The sequence below is a fragment of the Mycobacterium sp. 3519A genome (assembly GCF_900240945.1).
Taxonomy (GTDB): Bacteria; Actinomycetota; Actinomycetes; order Mycobacteriales; family Mycobacteriaceae; genus Mycobacterium.
This window is the reverse complement of the sequence record NZ_OESG01000014.1, coordinates 697275-720354: the sequence shown is the minus strand read 5'-3', so window position 1 is coordinate 720354 and position 23080 is coordinate 697275. Positions and strand designations below refer to the sequence as shown.

Here is a 23080-nt window from a genome sequence, read left to right as displayed (position 1 = left end):
ACCAACCACAGGGGGCAAAACCTAATGGCTACAACAGAAACCGAAACCACGCTGCTCACGCAGCTTCGCACCGTGCTGGACTTGACGCATACCGAGATCCAGGTCGCCGAGACGCGTGTGGCGCAGGCCCGGACCGACGCGGTGCGTCGTGAGCTGACCCAGAACGCCGAGAACGGCCGCATTCGTGCCGAGGCGATCGAGAAGGCGATCCGCGATCTGGGCGGCTTTCCCGACACGATCGGGCCGTTCCTGGGCCGCGCCGCCGCCGCGGTGAAGGCGCTGACCGAGCAGGCGCAGCCGTTCGACGAGGCGCTGCTGGGCGACCTGGCGTTGGAGGACCAACTGCTGGACCGGTCGCGGTACATCAAGGCGCTTGCGGTGGCCGCGAAGCGTTCGGACATCGAGGGACTCGCCGACCGGTTGATCACTGCACACTCGGCCACCGTGAACTGGCTGACGACGGTGCTGGCGGAAAACGCGCTCGGCGGGCCCGCCGCGCTGCGGCGCACCCCGCTGCAGGCGGCCACCGGCACGGCGGTCAAGCTGGTGAATCTGCCGATGGGCTGGTCGGCGCAGTCGGCCGAACGGGTCGCGGAGTTGCTGCGCTCGGCGGGGCCTGCTGTCGACGATCTGGTTCGTCGCGCGCAGCGCGCGGGTGAGGTTGCACTCAAGGCGCTTTCGGCCTCGCGGGACGCGGCGCTGCAACGCGCCGAAGAAGTCAGCAGGGACGAGGGCGCAAACCGGGCCGCGGACGCACTGCATGCCGCGCGCACCGCGGGCGGTGTGCTGGACGCCGACGAGCTTCCGATCGCCGGCTATGACGAGTTGACCGTCGCGGAAGCCGTCGCCGAGGTCAAGGAACTCACCGACCCGGCCGACGTGCGGGCGATCGTGGCCTACGAGGAGGCTCACAAGAACCGCCAGCGGGTGGTGTCGGCCGCGCAGACGCGACTGGCCGATATCGCTCAGGAGGTCGTCGGCCTGAGCTGACCATGATCAACACTGCACCCCGCGGAAACGCCTGCGGGGTGCAGTGCGTTTCAAGACTGCAGTGATTCGACCGGCAGCAGCAGATTGCGTCCGCTTACCGTCCAAGCCACTCCGAACCACACATCGTCACTGCCGGACCAGCGCCGGATGACCACCTCATAGGTCTCGCCAGCCCTCGCGGCGAACTCGACGATCTCGTAGCTGTTGTCCCACGACGCCGATGTGCCCACTATCGCGCCGTGACTGTCACGCACGCTGAGGTCGAGATCGACCGTCAGCCTCGAGAACAGCGGGAAGCCCAGGAACGTACTGACCGCGCTGTCCCATGCCAGCGCAACTTTCACGCGCGCCGCCACCAGCAGCGGCGGAACGTGGATGTGATACCTGAAGGTGGCCAAGCCATCTCGGCCGATCGCCGACGATGACAACGTCCCGACGTCCCAGCCGTGACGCGAGGCCGATGCATTGCGCCGCCGCCTCTGCCGAGCGATGGCGACACCCGCGCCGGCGTCAACCGCACCGGCACCGTCGCGACCGTCGACGCCCGCCGAAACGTCTTGCCACCACGTCCCACCCCGAACGTTGCGGCCTGCGGCCGCCAGCATGATGGCCCGGCAGCCCTCCGGCCACGAGCTGAGCACCGGGTCGACGTCTTGGAGCAGCGCCACGACACCGGCCGCCGCCGGCGCGGCGAAGCTGGTGCCTGGCATGTTCTCGCCGACCGCCGCCACCCAGGTGCCGTTCGCGGCGATCTCGGGCAATTCGCGATCGCCGTGTGCGGTGCTCGGATTGCGGAAGGTCGAGTCGCCCGACATCGCACTGGCACTGTCGTTGTGGTTGCCAACTGACAGGGTGTTGTAGCCCTTGTGGTTGACATATTCGGCTTCGGGCGGATCGATGGCGTCGTCATCGCCTTTCCAGAAGTTGCCTGCCGCCTGCACGATGGTCGGATACGGCCACCGCAACGCGAGCCAGTCCTTCAGAACGTCATCGGATTGCAGTGTCGCGCTTCCCGGTTCACTCGACCGGTGGAAGCTCTGGCTGATAACCGTGCAGCCCTGATCACGCACGGCCCACAGCAGCGCGTCGTTGTCAGACGAATTGGCCGAGTAGAGGTCGCAGTCCGGCGCATGGCCGTGCGGCATTCTCGGCTCGGTGTTCTTGATGATCGCCGATGTCAGACGGGCATGCGCGCTGGCGTCGGGGCTGCTGGTGTAGCGCCCTTCGAAGCTCAGATTGGTGGTGTCGCTGGGCCCGTCCTCGAAGACGGCAACACGCACGCCGGTGCCGTCGAAACCGAGTGCGTGAGCGGTATTCGTGCGGGCGATGGCGATCGAGTTGCCGAGGTCGTTGGTCGCGGTTCGGTCGTCGAAGAATATTGCGCCGACCGCCTCGTCGCGCGACAACGCACGCAGTTGGTCCGCGGTGACCTCTGCGGTGACCAGAGGCAAGGTGTCATCGCGACGGGATTTACCGCGGACGGAAACATCATGACGGGCCAAAGCCTGTTGAAGATTGGCCAACGCCGGGCGCACCGATTCGGCCACCCGGGCTTCGCCACGGGGCGGTTCTGCGCTGCGTTGATCCGCGGGCTTTTCGTATGGCGCTGAGGGCAATTCGATGCGTGCCCACACCACGACCGGAATCCGCTCGCCGTGCGAGGTGGATCCGAGCCGCTCGTAGAGACCCGGATCCAGGCTGCCGAACTTCTGCGCGCGCCGCTTGTCCAGTGCCGTCAGGCGCTCACGGATGTCGACGACGCTGCCCTGCTCGTCGAAGGCCAACTCGGCCGGCTCACCGGTCGTGCGGTCGACGACCTTCATGACGTCGACATGGCCGTTCCTGCCCGTCTGCCCCGGTGCGAGCCGGTGGACATTCAAGTCGTCGAATTCGAGTCGGACGCTGTGCTCGACACGTTTGCCCGTCAGCGCCTTGCAGGACGCGGGAAGTACGCAGAAGGGTAGGCGCACCATTTCGGTGATGCGTTCACCCTTGGTGCTGAGCAGTTCATCGATCTCCAAGCGGTAAGCACCGAAGTGCGTAGTGGCACCGAGGTCCACCTTCACCGACCGACCATTTCGTGCGCGCGTGATTGTGGCGGGCACTTCGTCACTGCCGCGTATCACCCGGATGGCGCTCTGAACGCTCTGCGCGTCAACCGCGCCGGGCAATCGGATCGTGACCGTTGTCGCCGGGTCGACGATTTCGTCGGCTTCAATGCTGAAATGAACGCGGTCACTTGTGGCCGCACTGACAGGACCCATTTGTCAATCCCCCTCCAATGGACAACTGGATGGAGACAGCATCAACCCGGACGCGGCAGACACCGCGAGTATCCGACTACTCGACTTTTGAAAAGTTAAGGATGCGGCGGGTCGAAGCCCGGGTTCGCCAGGGCATTGGCCACGCCGCTCCCGATCGGGCCGTGCTGATCGACAATGGTGGCCGTGCCGGTCGCCACGCCGTCGTGGCTGTAATGGGTCAACGCGGCGAGGCCGAGGTACGGGCCTTGCGGCAGCCGGCTCAGTGTCAGCGTGTAGTCGGCGTTGATGAATTGCAAACCCTCGGTGCCGAAATGGGTCAGCGAGCTGACCATGTCACCGGCCATCGCGGCCCGAGTGAACGGGCTGAGTTCTTCGCCGTCGACCAACGGCCTGATGTCGCGGACCCAGATGTGTTTCGGCCCCGCGTGCTGCCACGCCTCCAGCCCGAACCCCGGGCCGGGGGTGTGGTCGTTTTTGCCGTAGGTCCACACCAGCATCGCCAGGCCGCGCGGAATCGGATCGGGGGACTCCGGAACGGGCGGCATGGTCACCGGTGACGACCAGACTTCCGCGGAGGGCTGTTCGCCGCGGCGCAGAAACAGAGCGCTGGCGCGGGCGACGACGGTATCGCCCTGGGTCATCAGCGCGTCGACCAGTTTCAGCCGACGGCCGTGCCGGGTGACCGACGTGTCGACGCGCACCGGTGCCAACGCGGCGGGCCGGAACAGGTCGACCGTCAGGCGGGTGGGCTGCAGCTCGGGTTCGCCGGCGTCGCGCTCGAGGACGTGGCCGAGCAGGCCGCCGACGTAGTTGCCGCTGATTGTCTGCCCCCACGGGCCGCGTGCGATCGACTGGGGGGTGAAGACGTCGCCGTCGGCCACGAAGAATGCGGTCGCCACGAAGGCGACGATATCGGGCTAGGCCATCTAACGATTAGCCAGCCAGCGTTCGACCTCGGAATCGGCCGGGTCGGCGACGTCGGCGAGCTCGGGGTGCTTGCCGACATAGCCGGCGACCATGGGGCACACGGCGACGATTCGCAGCCCCGCGTCGCGGGTGGCCTGCAGCGCCTCGGAGATGACGATGGTTCCCAGCCCGCGCCCACCGAACTCGTCGAGCACCTCGGTATGCGGGAAGATCCGCTGGCCGTCGCGATCGGCGTACTCGGTGAAGCCGACTTGCTGTCCGTCGACGGAGATGGTGAAGCGGTCGGGTTCCTGGGTGACTGTCGTCGGTGCGCCGGTCTTGTCGGTGGTCATGCCTCTTCTATACCCCGTGGTTGGGCCGCGGGCGCAACGTCGCATTTGGCAGCGGTGGCGCCGGGAGCCGCGATACCGCGCCCTGATATCCCTGCACTGCGCCGAAGCGCGCGTCATGGTTCTGCCACAGTTCGCGATACGCCGCGATGTCGTCGTGGCTGCGCCCGACGAAGTTCCACCACATCACCAGTTGCTCCGGAAACGGCGGGCCGCCGAGCAGCACCACACGGGCCGGCGCCTGGCCCCGGTTGGCCACGTGCAACCGCTCGCATCCAACGTCCTGGAACGCGAGGTCGGCCACGTCCAGCGGCGTGCCCGCGACCTCCACGCTGCCCTGATCGAGCAGCACGCCGTGCTCGAACGCGGGATCGACCTCGAGGCTCAGCTCCGCGCCCGGAGCCAGGTCGACCTGCGCGCCGAGCAGCGGGGTGAAGGTGTGCACGGGGGAGCGGTCGCCCTCGAGCTCGCCGAGAAAAACCCGCACCGTGGCGTCGCCGAGCCGTCGCGGCTGCGGCGCGTAGTGGGCGAAGTCGCGGTCGGTGTCCCGGTCGGCGTCGGGCAGCGCCACCCACAACTGGACGCCATGCAGCACCGTGGTGGCCGCGGTGGACACCTCGGAATGGCAGATGCCCGCGCCCGCGGTCATCAGGTTCAGCTCTCCCGGCCGCACCATCGCGTGCACGCCGGCGCTGTCGCGGTGTTCCACCTCGCCGCTGAAAAGCCAACTGACCGTTTGCAATCCGGTGTGCGGATGCGGCGGCACGTCCATGCCGGTGCCGCCTCGCACGTCGTGCGGACCGTAATGGTCGGCGAAACACCACGCCCCGATCAGCGACCGCTCCCGCTGGGGCAGGGTGCGGCGCACCTTGATGGCGCGCGGGCCACCCAGCGGCACCTCACGTGGATGCAGTACGCCCGCGAACGGCAAAGCGGCACAGGCGACTTCGGAGGGCGCCGGATCGGTGTTGCTCACGCACCCACGGTAGCCCTCAGCCGGAGTCGGTCATCGCCGAACGGAGCACGTCGAAGTCCTGGTCGCTGATCTTGAACACTCCAGCCCGGAACTTGTATCCCCACCGCGTCTTGTCCTCGATGAACTCGAGCTTCTCGAGCAGCGGGCGAATCGGAGTCTCGGTGCACTCCAGGAAGTCGACGGTGCGTCGCCACGTCTGGAAATCCTGATAGGGCTCGTCGTCGACGACTTGGCCGATCGCGGTGAACGCCTGCAACGGCTCACCCTTCGGATAATCGGTCTTCGGCGAATAGAAGACGATCCAGTCCCCCTTGGCCATCTTCTTCAACATGTGCGGCTTGCCGTGGTTGGCCTGTGTGAAGCGGCCCCGCACCCCACGCAGGACGTGGTCACGGCTGACGGTGTTCATCCATGCAGTCATGTCCGCACGGTAAGCCGGATCGCCGACAGATCGACGCCGGTAGCGCACCGCCTGTGGATAACATCGGACGCCATGCCTGAGGACCCCATGCGCGACGACTACGCGGAGTTGTTGAGACGGCGTGCGCTCACCGAGGACGCGGCCCGCCCCGATGCCGTCGAGCGCAGGCACGCCGCAGGTGGGCGCACCGCCCGCGAGAACGTCGACGATCTCGTCGACCCGGGTTCCTTCGTCGAGTACGGCCGGTTCGCCATCGCGGCGCAGCGGTTCCGCCGCGACGTCGACGACCTGATCGCGCGCACCCCTGCAGACGGCCTCGTCGCGGGCACGGCCCGCATCAACGGCGGCGCATGCGCCGTCCTCTCCTACGACTACACAGTGCTGGCTGGCACCCAGGGCGCGCTGGGACACCGCAAGAAGGACAGGCTGTTCGAACTCATCGAGCGGATGCGGCTACCCACGGTGTTCTTCGCCGAAGGCGGCGGCGGACGCCCCGGGGACACCGACTACCCGACGGTCTCGGCGCTGGACGCCCGCGCCTTCAAACTGTGGGCGGCGCTGTCGGGACTGGTGCCGCGGATCGCGATCGTCAAGGGCCGCTGCTTCGCCGGTAACGCGGTGATCGCCGGATGCGCCGATCTGATCGTGGCCACCGACGACGCGTCGATCGGCATGGGCGGACCCGCGATGATCGCGGGCGGTGGCCTCGGGGACGTCGCCGCCGACGACGTCGGCCCGATCTCGATGCAGGCGCCCAACGGCGTCGTCGACGTCGTGGTGGCCGACGAAGCCGAGGCCGTCGCCGTGACCAAACGACTACTCGGCTACTTCCAGGGCGCGACCAAGCCCGGCCCGGCCAGCGACCAAACACGTTTGCGCACAATGATCCCCGAGCGCGAACGGCGTGCGTACAAGGTGAACCCGATCATCGAGACGTTGGCCGACGAAGGCTCGGTGACGTTTCTGCGCGAGAGCTTCGCCAGGGAGATGGTGACCGCGTTGGCCAGGATCGAAGGCCGCCCGGTAGGCGTCATCGCGAACAACACCATGGTGATGGCGGGTGCCATCACGGCTGCGGCCGCCGACAAGGCCGCCCGGTTTCTGCAACTCTGCGATGCCTTCGGGTTGCCGGTGGTGTCGCTGGTCGACTGTCCCGGCTACATGGTCGGGCCGGCGGCGGAGGCAGAAGCGTTGGTGCGCCGGGCCTCTCGCATGTTGGTGGCGGGCGCCGCCCTACGTGTGCCGTTGGTAGCGGTGGTGCTGCGCCGCGGCTACGGGCTTGGCGCGCAGGCGATGGTCGGCGGCAGTCTGCACGAACCGTTGCTCACGGTCGCGTGGCCCGGCGCGCACCTCGGACCGATGGGGCTGGAGGGCGCGGTTCGGTTGGGCCTGCGCAAGGAACTCGAGAAGATCGTCGATGACGCGGAACGCGAGGAACGGGTTCGGCAGGCGACGGCCGCGGCGGAAGCAAATGCCAAGGCGCTCAACGCCGCTGCGCTGTTCGAAATCGACGATGTGATCGACCCCGCCGATACCCGCGATCTGATCGCAGCGACACTGTCCGCCGCCGCGGCAGAAGCTCAACCGCACCGCGGCCGGCGGTTCGTCGATACCTGGTAGGCGGAAAGTAGGGACGGTGCCGCCATGGCGCCTCTCGGCGAGTGGTCGCTCGAAGCGACGGTTTTGGATGGGGCCCGGGGCATGCCCGGCACCGTCGCACGAATCAACCGCTAGGCGGGACAAGATATTCCGTTCGCCGCCGACCCCACGTCATCGGCGGCGAACGGTTGACCTCAGGCCGATTCCGCGAACAACCGGCGGTCGCGGACCGGGTATCCGTTGCGCTCGGCCAGCGACCGCAACTGCCGCAGGGCAAACGTCCTGCCACGGCCGCCCTCGGGGATGACGATGCCTGCCCACAGTCCCTCGGCCCGCGGCAGCTCACACGCCTCGCGCGCGCACATCCAACGCCGCGGGCATTCCCGGCAGATGGCCTTCGCTTCCTCGTCAGCTCTGGTGGTCCACCGCTCAGGGTCGCGGGTGCATGCGCCGATCGGGGTCTCTTCCCACTCCGGTGTGTTCATAAGTGTTGCTCCTCTGCCACGCTCTGCGGCGATTGGCCGCGATGGCGCCAAACGTAACGCACAAACCGTAGCAACGCAACGGTTAGCTAGAGAGCCGGCGGTGCGGCTCGAAGTAGCAAAAGGTGCAGCGAGCAGTATCGAAATGAGCGCTGCCAGCACCGATGCGTGATACGCCAAACGTGTAATTCCGTAGCGTTGTTACGGTTAAACTGGTCGCAAAACCATAGCTGTGCGATGTCTCAGTTCGGCAAAACGTGCGGCCAAGTCGTAGCAGTCGACCGCCGGCTGGTTACTATTGCGACACCCTGCGCAGCACCCACCCAGCGAGGTAATCGCCGCCATGACAGACGTCGACCCCGGACTGGTGCGCGCCGGAGCGGCGGCCGCCGCCCGCCGACGCGAACTCGACATCAGCCAGCGCAGCCTCGCCGCCGACGGAATCATCAACGCCGGCGCGCTGATCGCGTTCGAGAAGGGCCGCAGTTGGCCGCGTGAACGCACCCGAGCAAAGCTGGAAAAGGTCCTGCAGTGGCCTCCCGGCACCATCGCCCGACTGCGCAACGGTGAGCCCGCAGCACCGGACAAGCCGACCGAACCGGACGCGGATGAAGGGCCCTTGATCGCGCAGGCCATCGTCGCTGCGGTGCACTCACTGGGCGACGCAATCGATGCGCTACCCCCCGTCGACGACGCGCAGTACACGCCGCGCGTCGCAGCGATCCTCGCTGACCTGCGTCAGCTCGAGGCGGTCGCCGCCCGCGCGGCTCGCATCGGCCAGGTCACCCCGGCGCTGATCAAGGCCCTCGGCACGGTGCGGCGTCAGATCGACGACCTGACCAACCTCGCCGCGGCCGCGCCGCGCGCGACGCTCGGTCAGCGGCTCTACGCCAGTCGCAGGCGCGCCAATCTCACTCTCGCCGAAACCGCGCAAGCCGCAGGCGTTTCCGAGGACGACATCGCGCACGCCGAAGCGGAGCAACCGGTGTCTGCCGCCTCGGTCGACGCGATCGAGGCGCTGCTCAAACAGCTCGACTAGTAGCGCTCTCTGCTGCGGTCGTCGCGTGTCGGGAAGTGGCTTGCCAGCGCTGCGGCGATCTCGATGAACCGCCGCCGTGTCGCAGGCGACATCTGGCTGGTGTGGTCGATGACGCCGCCCGGCCGCAAGTGTCCGTCAAACGGCACCTCGACGACCTTCTGACCCTGGCTGGCGAACTGCTGCGCCAGAATCGACCGAGTCCTCTTGTCCGCGTGCCCATCTGAGTCGTTGAGCACGATCACCGTGCGCTGCAGCAGACTGTTCAGACCGCGGGCCGCCAGCCAGTCCATCGTCTGCCCCGCCGCCGCCGCGCCGTCCACCCACGGTGATGACACGACGATCAACGCGTCGAGATCGCGCAGCACCTCCTGCGTGACCGGAGAGTCCATGGTCGAGCTGCAGTCGACGATCGAGATCGAAAAGTACTTGTCCAGGCGCGATGTCGCCTCCCGGTAGATCGCGGGATCGAGCACCCGGCGGCGCGCGGGCGTCGCCTCGCCTGCGAGCACGAACAGTCCAGCCGCATTGTTTCCGACGCGGCTGCGGACGTCGGCGAACGTCTCGAGGTGCTGGTCTGAGGCGAGCTCCCAGTAGGAGCCCTGCGCTTTCGGGTCGACCCGGCTGCCCAACTTGCCGAACGCGGTGTCGGCGTCGATGGCCACCACCCGGTCGTCCTGGCGCAGTTCGGCGAACACCGACCCGACACTGGCCGACACGGTGGTCTTGCCGACGCCGCCCTTACCCATCACGCCGATCTTGTAATGCCCGCGCAGCACCGACTTGATGGACGCCTCCAGTTCGGCTTCGCGGATCTCCTCGGGTGACGGGCCCAGATTGATCAACCCGAAGCTGGCCTTGAACAGCGCGAGTCGCCAGCCGCGGCCCGGCGGTTTGCGTTTCGCGGGCACCAGGTCGTCGGCCCTGATCCGATCCGCATACGACGCCGGTGGCATGGGTGGCGCGGCGCTTGGCTCGGGAGGAGGGTAGAGCGGCGCATTCCACGGCTGCGTCGGCGGCCCCGGGTGCTGCGGCGGAGGAGGCGGGGTGGGGCGTGGGGCACGCGGCGGTTGCGGTTGCTGTCGGAGCCACCACACCAGGCCGCCCCCCCGGTGCCCCAGCGGCCGCCCGAGCCCTCCGTCCCGCAGGACGAGGCCAAAACCCCGACCCCGGAGCAGCGCCAGCCCCCCCGGCCGGGGGTTCTGGATCAGAACCGGCCCGTCGGCGGCTTCGGACCGCCGCCGGGCCGGTCCGGATCCAGAAACGGCGGCGGGGGAGGTTCGGGCTGCGGTGGGGTCGGAGTCTGGTCGCGGTCCTGCGGAACGAAGTCGACGGGCGGCCGCGACGGCACCGGGGGAGTGGCTTGCTGCGGTTGCTCCGGTTTGGGCTTGGGCGGTTCGTAGTCGGTCTCTTCGGGCCCGGTCCAGCCGAGTTCTCGGCGCAAAGCGTCGTCGCGGTCGGTCACTGCACATCTCCTCCTTCGCTCCCGGACGACGCGTATGTCCGCCACTGTTCAGTATCAACTACACCGCGTCCGCACCTCCGCATACCGGAGGCAAGGTGCGCCGCCGCCGGCCAGCAAACTCGTGCGGCGCGTCGGTATTCGGCGCGCATGTTCGTTGGACGACTCCGACGGTATGCCGAATGCGACCCGAGGTGGACTTGCCCCGAAACGCTTCACCTGCTGCTGTCCGCGCGCGCCGGAAGGCTTTGCTGATGCTCGCGTATGATGTGGACGCAGCCCTGCAAATGTGGGATGAGACATTGCTAGGTGGAATGTCCAACCGGTGCCATGCGTCCGCGATCGGGCCACAAACTGGTGCACTGAGCGCCCGGTTTCCGCTGGTAGGCTGTGATGCGGCGCACGGTGGTGCGCCGTTGGGTCATTCGGGGCAGCCGACGGGTCGTGGCAAATAGTCTGGGCGACCCGCTACGGCGGGAGTTGATGGAGTTTGTGCACGGTGAAGGTCAATGGCGCGCTGTTCGAGCACGGCAGGACGGTCATCGGCGGCCTCAAGGACGCGACTGGGCAGGGCGCGCCTGACCCCGGTGAGGCCTTCGACCGGGCGCAACGCGCGTTCGACGATGTCAACGACACGCTGAAGTCGGCCGCACCAACCGGCTGGCACGGCCCCGGCTCCTACACCTACGCGGATCAAAACACGCGGCAGCAACTGCGGTCAGAGGCCATGGCCGGTGCCGACCGCGAGGTGTACAGGGTGCTGCGCCGCGAGGCCGACCAGATCGCGCTGTGTCGCGGCCACCTCGACGACCAGAGTCAGTTCCTCGCGGACACCAGCGCCGCCTCGCCGCTGCACGGCGCCCCGCGGTACGGCGAGGCCATGAAACTGGCTGTCGAGATGACCGCCCTGCAGTCCGCCCTCGGCGAGAGCTGCTATCGGCTGAACCTGCTTCGGTCCGAGGTGGCGCAGAACGCCGCCGAACTGCAGCAGGCGGTCGGGCGGTACGCGGGCGTCGCCGATGCGGCCGGACTGCCGCACGTGTCGGTGCGGGATACCTTTGATGCCTGCGATCCGGTCGTGCTACCAGCGCGGGATGGAAGGTAAGGGAACGCAAGACATGCCCGGCGACGAGTTGCGTGTTGTGACGGCCCATTTGACCGAGCTGGCCGGTACGCAGGGCCGCGCGGCGGCTGCGATTAGATCGGCGACGGCGGTGGCCGACGGCGCCGACGGAGTGGTCAGGCAGACCCACGGCGCTGTCGCTTCCGCCTCGGCAAGTGCGCTGACGGCGGTGTTGGCGGCGCGTCGAACCGCGGCGACTCGGATGGCCGACATCTCAGCGGATTTGAGCGCCAAGCTCTCCGCGGCAGCGAAGCAATACGAGCAGGCTGACGAAGCGATGACCGGCGTGTTGCGCAGCCAGATGCAAACAGGGCAATCATGACAAGTCCGCCAACGCATTTCGACGACGTGGTTGGCGTCGAGGTCACCATCGACGGAATGCTCGTCATCGCCGACCGGCTCAACGTGATGGATTTTCCCGTCGCCCTTGGCATCCGGCAGAACATTCCGCAGGAAGACCTGCGCAACATCGTCTGGGAGCAGGTGGCCCGCGACCTGACCGCGCAGGGCGTCCTCGACGTCTTCGGCGAACCGCATCCCGAGGTGGCGGCCATGGTCGACACCCTGAGTCGCGCCGACCGGACCCTGGAAGGCCGGTGGTGGCGCCGCGACGTCGGTGGCAAGATGGTCCGCTTCGTGGTGTGTCGTAAGGGGGATCGCCATGTTGTTGCCGCGCGCGACGGTGACATGCTCGTGTTGCAACGCGTCGCGCCCCAGGTCGGGCTGGCGGGCATGGTGACGACGGTGCTCGGCACCGCCACCCCGGCCGATGTCGAACCGCTGACCGGTGTGGCAAGCAAATTGGCTGAATGCACCTCGGCAAACCAGCTGTCGCAATACGGCATCGCGCCGTCGTCGGCGCGCGCGTACGCCGAGATCATCGCGAATCCCGCCAGCTGGGTCGAGATCATCGCCAGCGAGCGGCATCCCGGCGGTACCCAGACCCAGACCGACGTCGCGGCCGGCGTGCTCGACTCGAAACAGGGCCGCATCGTGTCGATCCCGCGGCGGGTCAACGGCGAACTGTACGGCAGCTTCCTGCCCGGCGGGCAGGACAACCTGCAGCGCGCACTCGACGGGCTCGTCGAGTTCCTGCCGTCGCACAAGTGGTTCGACCACCACACCGACGGAAACACCGACGGATATCAGGACTGAGCTTGGCCACCTCCCCACACGATTCCGACGACGAGCGCGACGATCTGGCCGCGCTCGACTTCTCGGCCGCCGACGACGAGCAGGGCCAGTCCGTTCTCGACGCGTTGGCCGGCTACGCCGAAGAGACCGTGGAGGACGAGCAGGCGCAGCTGTTCACCGTGACCAACCCGCCAGGCACGGTCACGGTGACCACCTACCTGGACGGCCGCGTCAAGCACATCGACCTGTCACCGAAGGTGACCGAGATGACCGAAGCCGATCTCGCCGACGAGATCGTTGTCATCGCCCAGTTGGCCACCCAGGACGCCAGATCAGCCCAGTACGCCCACATGCTCGAAGGCATGCGGCAGCAGGGCCACGACGACGTCGCAACCCGCGACTTCCTTACCCGAGATCTGGATCTGCCCACTCCGGAAGAGGCCAAAGAGGCTCGGGCGCAACTGTTTTCAACTAGATATGCAGGTGGTCATGACTGAGCATCTAGCCAGCCTCTTCGGCAGCGCCGTCGGCATACTGGCCAGCTCCCAATCGCGTTCGTTCGAATTGTTCAGCGAGATCACGACTCTCGACGAGACGGCATGCGACGCATGGGTGGGCCGGATCCGCTGCGGAGACACCGACCGGGTGACACTGTTCCGCGCCTGGTATTCGCGGTCGAACTTCGGGCAACTCGCTGGGGCCGCCGAGATTCCGATGAACAGCCTCAACGCCAGGATCCCGATCGGCGGGATGTTCGGCGACATCACCTATCCGATCAACTCGCCGCTGGCGATCACGATGGGTTTCGCGGTGCACGAGGCGTCGATAGGTAACTACGCCGACGCGATGGAGGCGCTGGAGGACGTCCCGGCCACCGGCGCAGAGCATTTGGTGTCCTGGGTCAAGGCGGTGATCTACGGCGCCGCCGAGCGGTGGACCGACGTGATCGACGAGGTGCGGGGTGCCGGTAGCTGGCCGGACAAGTTCCTGGCCGCTGCGGCCGGGGTCGCACACGGGGTGGCGACGGCAAACCTCGGGCTGTTCACCGAAGCCGAACGCCGCCTGACCGAATCCAATTCGTCGCCGGCGGGGGAGGCGTGCGCGCCGGCGATTGCCTGGTATCTGGCGATGACCCGCCGGAGTCAAGGCAACGAGGAAGCCGCCCTGGCCCTGCTCGAGTGGCTGCAGGCCACCCACCCGGAGCCGAAAGTCGCTGCCGCGCTGCGAGATCCGAATTACCGACTGGTGACCACCACGCCGGAGAAGATCGCGTCGCGACGCGACCCGTGGGATGCGGCCAGCGTCGTCGCGGATACGTCGGGTCGGGAGAGGTTGCTCGCCGAGGCGCAGGCCGAACTCGACCGGCAGATCGGCCTGACCCGCGTCAAGGAGCAGATCGACGCCTACCGCGCGGCCACCCAGATGGCCAAGGTCCGCGCCGCGCGCGGTATGAAGGTCGCCCAGGCCAGCAAGCACATGATCTTCGCAGGCCCACCGGGCACGGGTAAGACGACCATCGCGCGGGTGGTGGCCAACATCCTCGCGGGCCTGGGCGTCATCGCCGAACCCAAGCTGGTCGAGTCCTCCCGCAAAGACTTCGTCGCCGAATACGAAGGCCAGTCCGCGGTGAAGACCAGTCGCACCATCGATCGGGCCGTCGGCGGCGTGTTGTTCATCGACGAGGCGTACACACTGGTCCAGGAGCGCGACGGGCGCGCCGACCCATTCGGCACCGAAGCCCTGGACACCCTGCTGGCGCGGATGGAGAACGACCGCGACCGCCTGGTGGTGATCATCGCCGGGTACAGCGCCGACATCGACCGCCTGCTGGAGACCAACGACGGGCTGCGGTCGCGGTTCGCCACCCGTATCGAGTTCGACTCGTACACACCCGACGAGATCGTCGACATCGCGAAAGTCATTGCCGCCGCCAACGACTCGACTCTCGACGAGGAAGCCGCCAAGCGGGTGCTCGACGCGGCCACGCTGCTGTCGGAGCGGTCGCTGAACGGCAAACCCGCGCTCGACATCGCGGGCAACGGCCGGTATGCGCGTCAACTGGTGGAGGCGGGCGAGCAGAGCAGGGACATGCGACTGTCGCGGTCGGTGGACTTCGACAGCCTGGGCGTCGAGCAGCTCAGCGAGATCAACGGGGAGGACATGGCCGCCGCGATATCGGCGATCCATGCCCGCCTGAACATCAACGAGTAACCGATGGCAAGTTTCCGGCTCACCACCAAGGTGCAAGTCAGCGGCTGGCGATTCCTGCTGCGCCGGGTCGAGCACGCGATCGTGCGGCGCGACACCAGGATGTTCGACGACCCGCTGCAGTTCTACAGCCGTTCGGTGTCGGCGGGCATCGTCATCGCGGTGTTGATATGCCTCGGCGCTGGCCTGCTGGCGTACTTCAAGCCGCTCGGAAAGCGGGGCGGCGACACGCTTTTGGTGGACCGCAGCACCAACCAGCTGTACGTGGTGATGCCGGGCACGGGACAACTGCGGCCGGTGTACAACCTGACATCGGCCCGGTTGGTCCTCGGCAACGCCAACAGTCCGGTGGCGGTGAAGTCCGACGAGCTGAACAAGATGCCGAAGGGCCAGCCGATCGGAATTCCCGGCGCGCCGTACGCCACCCCGGTCGGCGGCGCTGCGTCGACGTGGACGTTGTGCGACACCGTCACCAAACCCGACAGCGTCGCTCCGACGGTGGAGACGTCGGTGATCATCCAGTCACTGCGCCTCGACAGCTCGGTCGGCCCGATGCGGCCCGATCAGGGCGTGCTGGTGTCGTACAAGGACAACGACTGGCTGGTCACCAACGACGGCAGGCACGCGATCGACCTCGCCGACCGTGCCGTCACCTCGGCCGTGGGCATTCCGGTCACCGCCAAGGCCACCCCGATCTCCGAAGGGCTGTACAACGCGTTGCCGAACGCGGGTCCGTGGCAGCTACCGGACGTACCCGCGGCGGGCGCGCCGAATACCGTTGGCCTGCCGCCCAATCTGGTGATCGGGTCGGTGTTCACCACGGTGGGTGATTCGGGTGAACAGCATTACGTGGTGCTGCCCGACGGGGTGGCGAAGGTCAACGACACCACCGCGGCAGCCCTGCGCGCCACCAATTCGTTCGGACTGATCGCGCCGCCCTCGGTGGAGTCCAGCATCGTCGCGAAGATCCCAGAGCGGGTGTACACCTCGCCGCTGCCGGACAAACCGATGGACATTCTGCTTCGCGAGGATGCACCGTCGATGTGCTGGGCATGGCAGCGCGAACCGGGTGACCAGGCGCCGAAGACCACCGTGATCAGCGGCCGCCACCTGCCGATCCCGGCGTCGGCGATGACCACCGGCATCAAGCAGATCGACGGCACCTCAACGGTTTACATCGACGGCGGGCAGTTCATCCGGCTGCAGTCACCGGATCCCAGGTACGGCGAGAGCCTCTATTACATCGACCCGCAGGGCGTGCGCTACGGGCTGCCCGATGAGGAGACGGCCAAGACGCTCGGCCTGATCGGCCCGAAGACGGCTCCGTGGCAAGTGGTTTCGCTGCTGGTGGACGGGCCGGTGCTGTCGAAACAGGCGGCGCTGCTGGAGCACGACACCCTGCCCGCCGACCCGGACCCGCGCAAGATCGAAGGCGCGCAGCCGGCAGGCGCGAGCGTAGGAGGCGGCTGATGACGACGAAGAAGTTCACGCCGATCATCAAGCGCGGACCGCGGTTGACGCCGGGCGAGATCACCGTCACCCCGCCTGACGATCTCGGCATCGAGATCCCACCCTCGGGTATCCAGAAGGCGCTGCCGTGGGTGATGGGCGGCGGCATGCTCGGGATGATCGCGATCATGATCTTCACCGGCATCCGTCAACTGTCGCCGTACATGCTGATGATGCCCCTGATGATGGTGATGGCCACCGTCGGCTTCATGGCCGGCGGCGGACCCGGCGGCAAGCGAGTACCCGAGATCAACGCCGACCGCAAGGAATACCTGCGCTATCTGGCCGGCCTTCGGACGCGAGTCACGTCGTCTGCTGCCGCGCAGGTGACATTCTTCAATTACCACGCACCGCATCCCGAGGACCTGCTGTCGCTGATCGGCACCAACCGGCAGTGGTCGCGGCAGGTCAACGCCGACTTCTACGCGGCCACCCGCATCGGCATCGGCTCGGAGCCTGCAGTCGACCGGCTGTTGAAGCCCGCCGTCGGCGGTGAGCTGGCGGGCCCGCAAGGGGCACCGCAAGCGCACCTCGAGCCGGTCAGCCACATGTGGGTGACGAAGTTCCTGCGCACCCACGGCCTCATCCACGACTGCCCGAAGCTCGTTCAGCTGCGGACCTTTCCGACGATCGCGATCGGCGGTGACGCGGCGGGCGCCGCCGGGTTGCTGCGCGCGATGATCTGCCACCTCGCGGTATTCCATCCGCCGGATCTGCTCCAACTGCGGGTCCTCACAGACAACCCGGAGGACCCGGACTGGGCGTGGCTGAAGTGGCTGCCGCACGTCGCGCATCAGACCGACACCGACGCCGCTGGGCCCACCCGGTTGGTGTTCACCCGCCCCGACGGATTGAGCGATCTGACCGCCCGCGGACCGCATACCGCCGACTCGGTGCCGAGCGGACCCTACGTCGTCGTCGTCGACTTGACCGGTGGCAGAGCGGGATTCCCGGTCGACGGACGGGCCGGCGTCACCGTGATCACGCTGGGCAACCACCGCGGTTCGGTGTATCGGATCCGCGTCGACGCCGACAGCACGGCCGACGACAGGCTGCCCAATCAAACGTTCCGGCTCGTCACCAGCGTGGCCGACTCGATGACACCGGCACAGGCGGGCCGGGTGGCCCGCAAGCTGGCGGGCTGGTCGATCACCGGCACCATCATCGACAAGAGCGTGCGGGTGCACAAGAAGGTCGCCACCGAGTGGCACCAGATTGTCGGCGCGCAGACGGTCGAGGAAGTGACGCCTGCCAGGTGGCGGATGTTCACCGACACCGACCGGGACCGGTTGCGGATCCCGTTCGGCCACGAACTCAAGACCGGCGAAGTGATGCACCTCGACATCAAGGAGGGCGCGGAATTCGGCGCCGGCCCGCACGGAATGCTGATCGGCACAACGGGTTCCGGTAAGTCCGAGTTCCTGCGCACGCTGATCCTGTCCCTGGCGGCCACCCATCACCCCGACCAGGTCAACCTGCTGCTCACCGACTTCAAGGGCGGATCGACGTTCCTCGGTATGGAGAAGCTGCCGCACACCGCGGCCGTCGTCACCAACATGGAAGAGGAAGCCGAACTGGTCAGCCGGATGGGCGAGGTGCTCACCGGTGAACTGGACCGCCGCCAGTCGATCCTGCGGCAGGCGGGTATGCAGGTCGGCGCCGCGGGCGCACTGTCCGGGGTGGCCGAATACGAGAAGCACCGCGAGCGGGGTGCCGAGCTGCCGCCGCTGCCAACGCTTTTCGTCGTCGTCGACGAGTTCGCCGAACTGCTGCAGAACCACCCCGACTTCATCGGCCTGTTCGACCGCATCTGCCGTGTCGGCCGGTCGCTGCGGGTGCACCTGCTGCTGGCCACCCAGTCGCTGAACACCGGCGGTGTGCGGATCGACAAGCTCGAACCGAACCTGACATACCGTATCGCGTTGCGCACCACCAGTTCTGCCGAGTCGAAGGCCGTGATCGGCACGCCAGAGGCGCAATACATCACGAACAAGGAGAGCGGCGTCGGGTTCCTGCGGGTCGGCATGGAAGACCCGGTCAAGTTTCAGAGCGTGTGGACCGGGGTCAACTACGAACCGGCGGCACCGGTCGAAGACAACGGGGAGGTCCGACCCCGTGCGCAGACCGACGGCCGGTTGCGCATCCATCAGTTCACCGCGGCCCCGATCTTCGATACGGCGGTGAGCTCATGACCGTGAAAAACGCTCGGACGTGCGCCGAGACTACGGAATATGCCGATTTCGGCGCGAAATCCGTCAAAAACCGTAGCCCCGCCGGGGCCGCGAAAGGTGAGGCATGAGCATCGAGTCTGACCAGAGAGTGCTGCGTGAGGTGGTCCTCGACCAGTTGACCACCGGCGAGATTCGCGCGTACCGAATGTGGTTGCCGCCGTTGGCCGATCCGACCCCGGTGAACGAACTCGTCGAGCGGGACCGGCAACGCCAACCGCTGCGTTTCGGGCTTGGCATCATGGACGAACCGCGGCGGCACCGACAGGAAGTGTGGGGCATCGACGTATCGGCGGCAGGCGGCAACATCGCTGTCGGCGGCGCTCCGCAGACCGGCAAGTCGACGTTCCTGCAGACGTTGGTGCTTTCGGCCGCGGCCACCCACACGCCCCGCCAGGTGCAGTTCTACTGCATCGACCTCGGCGGTGGCGGGTTGATGTATCTGGAGGACCTGCCACACGTCGGGGGGGTCGCCACCCGGTCTGAACCCGACCGGGTGAACCGCGTCGTCGCGGAGATGAAAGCCGTTCTGCGGCAACGAGAAGCGATGTTCAAGCAGCACCGCGTCGGGTCGATGGCCGCGTACCGCCAGATGCGCGAGGACCCGAACCACCCCGCGGCCGCCGACCCGTTCGGCGACGTCTTCCTGGTCATCGACGGCTGGCCCGCCTTCGTCGCCGAGTTCCCCGACCTCGAGCCCGTCGTCCAGGATCTGGCCGGGCAGGGCTTGGCGTTCGGCGTACACACCATCATTTCCACCCCGCGCTGGACCGAGCTGAAGTCACGCGTGCGCGACTACCTGGGCACCAAGGTCGAATTCCGGCTCGGCGATGTCAACGAAACGCAGATCGACCGGATCACCCGCGAAATTCCCGCCAACCGGCCCGGCCGCGCGGTGTCGATGGAGAAGCACCACCTGATGATGGGAGTGCCCCGACTCGACGGCGTGCACAGCGCCGACAACCTGGTGCCCGCGATCTCGGAGGCGGTGCAGATCATCGCCGCCCGCAACGCCGAGCAGGCGCCGCGCGTGCGGGTGCTGCCGGAACGCATCTACCTACACGAGCTGGACCCGCACCCGCCAGGCCCCGACGCCGACTACCGCACCAGGTGGACTGTGCCGCTGGGTATTCGGGAGTCTGACCTGTCGGTGGCCTACAACCCGATGTACATGACGCCGCACCTGTTGATCTTCGGCGCACCGAAGTCGGGCAAGACGCGTATCGCGCACGCCGTGTCGCAGGCCATCTGCAAGCGCAACAGCCCGGCGCAGGTGCGGTTCATGCTCGCCGACTATCGGTCGGGTCTGCTCGACGCGGTGCCCGAGAGTCATCTGCTCGACGCCGGCGCCGTCAACCGCAACAACGCCACGCTCGAAGAGGCCATCAAGGCACTGGCGGTCAACCTGCAGAAGCGGCTGCCCCCACCGGACCTGACCACCGCGCAATTGCGGGCCAGGTCGTGGTGGACGGGCCCGGATGTGGTGCTGCTCGTCGACGACTGGCACATGATCGTCGCGGCCAGCGGCGTGGTGCCCCCGATGGCGCCGCTGTTCCCGCTGCTGCCCGCGGCGGCGGACATCGGCCTGCACATCATCGTCACGTGCCAGATGAGCCAGGCGCATCGAGCGACCATGGACAAGTTCGTCGGCGCCGCCTACGGCGCGGGGTCGCCGACCATGTTCCTGTCCGGGGAGAAGCAGGAGTTCCCGTCGAGCGAGATCAAGCTCAAACGGCGTCCGCCCGGCCAGGCGTTCCTCGTCTCGCCGGACGGCAAGGAGGTCATTCAGGCGGCCTATGTGGATCCACCGGAAGAAGAAGTGTCGGCAGCACCCCTCGGGGGCCGCTAGACTATGACAAAGACGCTCAGCAAAGTCGGAAACGACGTGCCAGCAAAGTGGTCGGGGACCAGATTTCGGTACGTTTAGGCAATTGTCGTTGGGCTGCGCACAAACCAATATGCAGGGTTTTTGACACGGAAAAGGAGTATCCGCAAATGCAACCCATGGAACACAATCCCGGGGCCGTCGGCCTCGGTGCCCAGGTGGTCGCAAACGGCGCCCGTGGGCTGGCGTCCGGCACCACGGCCTCGGCGGCCGTGACGGCGTTGGTGCCCGCCGGTGCCGAAGAGGTCTCCGCGATGGCGGCGGCGGCCTTCGCCGCAGAGGGCGTCGAGAGTCTCGCGCAGAACACGTTTGCGCAGGAAGAACTCACGCGGGCGGGTGCCGCGTACATGGAAGCAGCGGGCATCTACACCGCGGTCGACGGCGCCAACGCCGCCGCTCTTTCCTAGTAGCCGCAGTCGATCAGGCAAATCTGGGTTCTTAGTCGATCATGATCTGGCATGCGATGCCGCCCGAGTTGAACACCGCGCGGTTGATGTTTGGGGCCGGCTCGGTGCCGATGCTCCAGGCCGCCGCGGGCTGGGAGGCGTTTGCGATCGAACTGGAAACTCAGGCCGACGAGTTGGCGGGCACCCTGGCCGCGCTGACCTCGGCGTGGAGCGGTACGGCCAGTGAACGAGCCGTCTCCGCAACCATGCCGATGGTCGTCTGGCTACGCACCGTGTCGGCGCAGGCGCAAAAGCGCGCATTGCAGGCGACCGCGCAGGCCAACTCCTACGACATGGCGATGATCACCACGCCGCCCATTCCGGAGATCGAGGCCAACCACGTCACCCACGCCGTGCTGGAGGCCACCAACTTCCTCGGCATCAACACGGTGCCCATCGGAGTCAACGAGTTCGACTATTTCGTGCGGATGTGGAACCAGGCCGCAGGCGCGATGGACGTCTATGCCGCTGAGACGGCGCTGAACATTCTGTTCGAGCCGATCATGCCGATGAAGCCGATTGTCATCCCCGGCGTCGGCGAGGCCGCGACGGGTGCGGCGCTGGGCCAGGCCGCGGCGATGACCGCCGGGGCGGTGGCTCGCGAAACGGCGATCGCCCACGTCGGCGCGCAGGCCACCATCGAATCGGCGGGCTTGCAGACAGGGCGCGCCGCGGCGCAGGCCAATCAGATGGCGACCACCGCAGAGGGTCAGGCGCAGAAAGCCCAGAACGCACAACAGTTTTCGCAACAGGGTCAACTGCAGCAGGGCGCGCAGCAAGGCATGCAGATGGGCATGCAACTGGCCTCGCAGCTGGGTTCGACGCTCGGACAACTGCCGCAGCAGGCCGGCCAGATGGTGATGCAGCCGATGCAACAGCTGACCCAGCCGCTGCAGCAGGTGTCGTCGATGTTCAGCCAGATGGGCGGGCTGGGCGGCGACAAGGGCGCCCAGATGGGCCTGATCGGCACCAGCCCGCTGTCCAACCATCCACTGGTGGGCGGTTCGGGTGCGGGTTCGGGCGCAGGTCTGGTGCGGGCCGCGTCACTGCCCGGTGCGGGCGGCACGGCGGCGCGCACCCCGCTGATGTCGAAACTCGTTGGGGCGGAACTGGAGCCGACGGTTTCGCCGGTGTCCGTCGCCGCAGGCGCTGCGGCAGGCGCGTCGGCGGCAGGGCTGGCGCCGGTCGGCTCGGGCGGCGGCGCGGGGCCGATGGGCATGATGGGCCACGGCCAGAAGAGCGGTGGGACGAAGCAAGCGCTGACGGCACCGTCGCCGCTGGTTTACGACCTGGCCGAAGACGAAGAAGACGACTGGTAACCGAAGACTTCCCGGCCAAGGGGTCGGAAAGACTCGCCATTGGTTTTGGTGAGGACACGCAGAAGAAAAGGAAATTATCCAGATGGCACAGATGAATACAGATGCCGCTGTCCTCGCCAAGGAGGCAGCGAATTTCGAACGGATCTCCGGTGAACTCAAGGGCGTCATCGCCCACGTCGAGTCGGTCGCCGGCGCGCTGGCAGGGCAGTGGCACGGCCAGGCAGGCACCGCGGCGCAGGCCGCGCTGATGCGGTTCCACGAGGCGGCCGCCCGCCAGGTGCAGGAGTTGAACGACATCTCGGCCAACATCCACACCTCCGGTGTGCAGTACACCTCGACCGACGAGGACCAGCACGCCACGCTGACCAACGCGATGAACCTCTGACCGACAACGACTTACGAGAAACGGAGAAAGACTTATGACCGAACAGCTGTGGAACTTCGCCGGTATCGAAGGCGGCGCAAGCGACATTCAGGGCGCCGTGGCCACCACCGCCGGCCTGCTCGACGAAGGCAAGGGATCGCTCGCGGCGCTCGCCGCGGTGTGGGGTGGCACCGGCTCGGAGGCCTACCAGGCCGTGCAGATGCGCTGGGACAGCACCTCCAACGAGCTCAACGCAGCTCTGCAGAACCTGGCATCGACCATCAGCGAGTCCAGTGCAACGATGGCTCAGACCGAAGCCGGCGTCACCGGGATGTTCGCATAACACGATCGAGCACGCGGGTGGGCGAGGCGGTCCGA

General features: G+C 67.2%; 21 protein-coding genes and 1 pseudogene. 15 read left to right on the top strand and 7 right to left on the bottom strand.

The window, feature by feature from the left end:
- Positions 1–24 precede the first annotated feature (24 nt).
- Positions 25–990 (top strand): hypothetical protein, encoded by a 966-nt coding sequence (locus C1A30_RS24565; RefSeq protein WP_101950944.1) that lies wholly within the window; start codon positions 25–27, stop codon positions 988–990.
- Between the two features lie 50 nt (positions 991–1040).
- On the opposite strand, the gene C1A30_RS24560 is transcribed toward C1A30_RS24565, so the two are convergent.
- From C1A30_RS24560 to C1A30_RS24540, 5 genes are all read right to left on the bottom strand, one after another.
- Positions 1041–3254, bottom strand: a complete 2214-nt coding sequence (locus C1A30_RS24560) for a S8 family serine peptidase (RefSeq protein ID WP_101950943.1) — start codon at positions 3252–3254, stop codon at positions 1041–1043.
- Positions 3255–3349: 95 nt separating this feature from the next.
- Positions 3350–4153, bottom strand: a complete 804-nt coding sequence (locus C1A30_RS24555) for a thioesterase family protein (RefSeq protein ID WP_101950942.1) — start codon at positions 4151–4153, stop codon at positions 3350–3352.
- 27 nt (positions 4154–4180) lie between these two features.
- Positions 4181–4513 (bottom strand): GNAT family N-acetyltransferase, encoded by a 333-nt coding sequence (locus C1A30_RS24550; RefSeq protein WP_101950941.1) that lies wholly within the window; start codon positions 4511–4513, stop codon positions 4181–4183.
- A gap of 7 nt (positions 4514–4520) precedes the next feature.
- Entirely contained in the window at positions 4521–5486 is a 966-nt protein-coding gene (locus C1A30_RS24545; protein ID WP_101950940.1) for a pirin family protein, read from the bottom strand.
- A gap of 16 nt (positions 5487–5502) precedes the next feature.
- The gene (locus C1A30_RS24540; RefSeq protein ID WP_101950939.1) at positions 5503–5907 is read right to left on the bottom strand and encodes an EVE domain-containing protein; all 405 of its coding nucleotides are present in this window, start codon (positions 5905–5907) and stop codon (positions 5503–5505) included.
- Positions 5908–5979: 72 nt separating this feature from the next.
- On the opposite strand from C1A30_RS24540, the gene C1A30_RS24535 reads away from it, so the two are divergent.
- A complete protein-coding gene (locus C1A30_RS24535) occupies positions 5980–7527 on the top strand; it encodes an acyl-CoA carboxylase subunit beta (protein WP_101950938.1) in 1548 nt (515 codons plus the stop codon).
- A gap of 173 nt (positions 7528–7700) precedes the next feature.
- On the opposite strand, the gene C1A30_RS24530 is transcribed toward C1A30_RS24535, so the two are convergent.
- Positions 7701–7991 (bottom strand): WhiB family transcriptional regulator, encoded by a 291-nt coding sequence (locus tag C1A30_RS24530; RefSeq protein WP_101950937.1) that lies wholly within the window; start codon positions 7989–7991, stop codon positions 7701–7703.
- Positions 7992–8331: 340 nt separating this feature from the next.
- On the opposite strand from C1A30_RS24530, the gene C1A30_RS24525 reads away from it, so the two are divergent.
- The gene (locus C1A30_RS24525) at positions 8332–9027 is read left to right on the top strand and encodes a helix-turn-helix domain-containing protein (RefSeq protein ID WP_101950936.1); all 696 of its coding nucleotides are present in this window, start codon (positions 8332–8334) and stop codon (positions 9025–9027) included.
- Here the strand turns inward: C1A30_RS24525 and C1A30_RS24520 are convergent.
- Positions 9024–10496: pseudogene (locus C1A30_RS24520) on the bottom strand (MinD/ParA family protein); the annotation flags it as partial. The gene C1A30_RS24525 and the pseudogene C1A30_RS24520 sit on opposite strands and share 4 nt — an antisense overlap.
- 489 nt (positions 10497–10985) lie before the next feature.
- Here C1A30_RS24520 and C1A30_RS24510 point away from each other — a divergent pair.
- The 12 genes from C1A30_RS24510 to C1A30_RS24455 all read left to right on the top strand — a co-directional run bounded on the left by C1A30_RS24510 (position 10986) and on the right by C1A30_RS24455 (position 23045).
- The gene (locus C1A30_RS24510; protein WP_101950934.1) at positions 10986–11591 is read left to right on the top strand and encodes an EspA/EspE family type VII secretion system effector; all 606 of its coding nucleotides are present in this window, start codon (positions 10986–10988) and stop codon (positions 11589–11591) included.
- Positions 11581–11931 (top strand): type VII secretion target, encoded by a 351-nt coding sequence (locus tag C1A30_RS24505; RefSeq protein ID WP_235010176.1) that lies wholly within the window; start codon positions 11581–11583, stop codon positions 11929–11931. The genes C1A30_RS24510 and C1A30_RS24505 overlap by 11 nt, the downstream gene beginning before the upstream one ends.
- On the top strand, positions 11928–12764 hold the full coding sequence (locus C1A30_RS24500) for an ESX secretion-associated protein EspG (RefSeq protein WP_101950933.1): 837 nt from the start codon (positions 11928–11930) through the stop codon (positions 12762–12764). The genes C1A30_RS24505 and C1A30_RS24500 overlap by 4 nt, the downstream gene beginning before the upstream one ends.
- A 2-nt stretch (positions 12765–12766) precedes the next feature.
- Positions 12767–13240, top strand: a complete 474-nt coding sequence (locus C1A30_RS24495; protein WP_200828416.1) for a YbaB/EbfC family DNA-binding protein — start codon at positions 12767–12769, stop codon at positions 13238–13240.
- Positions 13233–14954: a type VII secretion AAA-ATPase EccA gene (gene eccA, locus C1A30_RS24490; RefSeq protein ID WP_101952853.1), complete on the top strand. Its 1722-nt coding sequence runs from the start codon at positions 13233–13235 to the stop codon at positions 14952–14954. Before C1A30_RS24495 ends, eccA begins: the two co-directional genes overlap by 8 nt.
- A 3-nt stretch (positions 14955–14957) precedes the next feature.
- Positions 14958–16421 carry a type VII secretion protein EccB gene (gene eccB / locus C1A30_RS24485; RefSeq protein WP_101950932.1) on the top strand — a complete coding sequence of 488 codons (1464 nt, stop codon included), beginning with the start codon at positions 14958–14960 and terminating at the stop codon, positions 16419–16421.
- Complete coding sequence (eccCa, locus tag C1A30_RS24480; protein WP_101950931.1) at positions 16421–18652, top strand: type VII secretion protein EccCa; 2232 nt, start codon at positions 16421–16423, stop codon at positions 18650–18652. Before eccB ends, eccCa begins: the two co-directional genes overlap by 1 nt.
- Positions 18653–18755: 103 nt before the next feature.
- Positions 18756–20537, top strand: a complete 1782-nt coding sequence (gene eccCb, locus C1A30_RS24475) for a type VII secretion protein EccCb (RefSeq protein WP_101950930.1) — start codon at positions 18756–18758, stop codon at positions 20535–20537.
- Between the two features lie 146 nt (positions 20538–20683).
- Positions 20684–20980, top strand: coding sequence for a PE family protein (locus C1A30_RS24470; protein ID WP_101950929.1), 297 nt, complete (start codon positions 20684–20686; stop codon positions 20978–20980).
- Positions 20981–21021: 41 nt separating this feature from the next.
- Complete coding sequence (locus C1A30_RS24465; protein ID WP_101950928.1) at positions 21022–22338, top strand: PPE family protein; 1317 nt, start codon at positions 21022–21024, stop codon at positions 22336–22338.
- Positions 22339–22420: 82 nt separating this feature from the next.
- Positions 22421–22723, top strand: a complete 303-nt coding sequence (locus tag C1A30_RS24460) for a WXG100 family type VII secretion target (protein WP_067798276.1) — start codon at positions 22421–22423, stop codon at positions 22721–22723.
- Between the two features lie 34 nt (positions 22724–22757).
- Complete coding sequence (locus tag C1A30_RS24455) at positions 22758–23045, top strand: WXG100 family type VII secretion target (RefSeq protein WP_101950927.1); 288 nt, start codon at positions 22758–22760, stop codon at positions 23043–23045.
- Positions 23046–23080 lie beyond the last annotated feature (35 nt).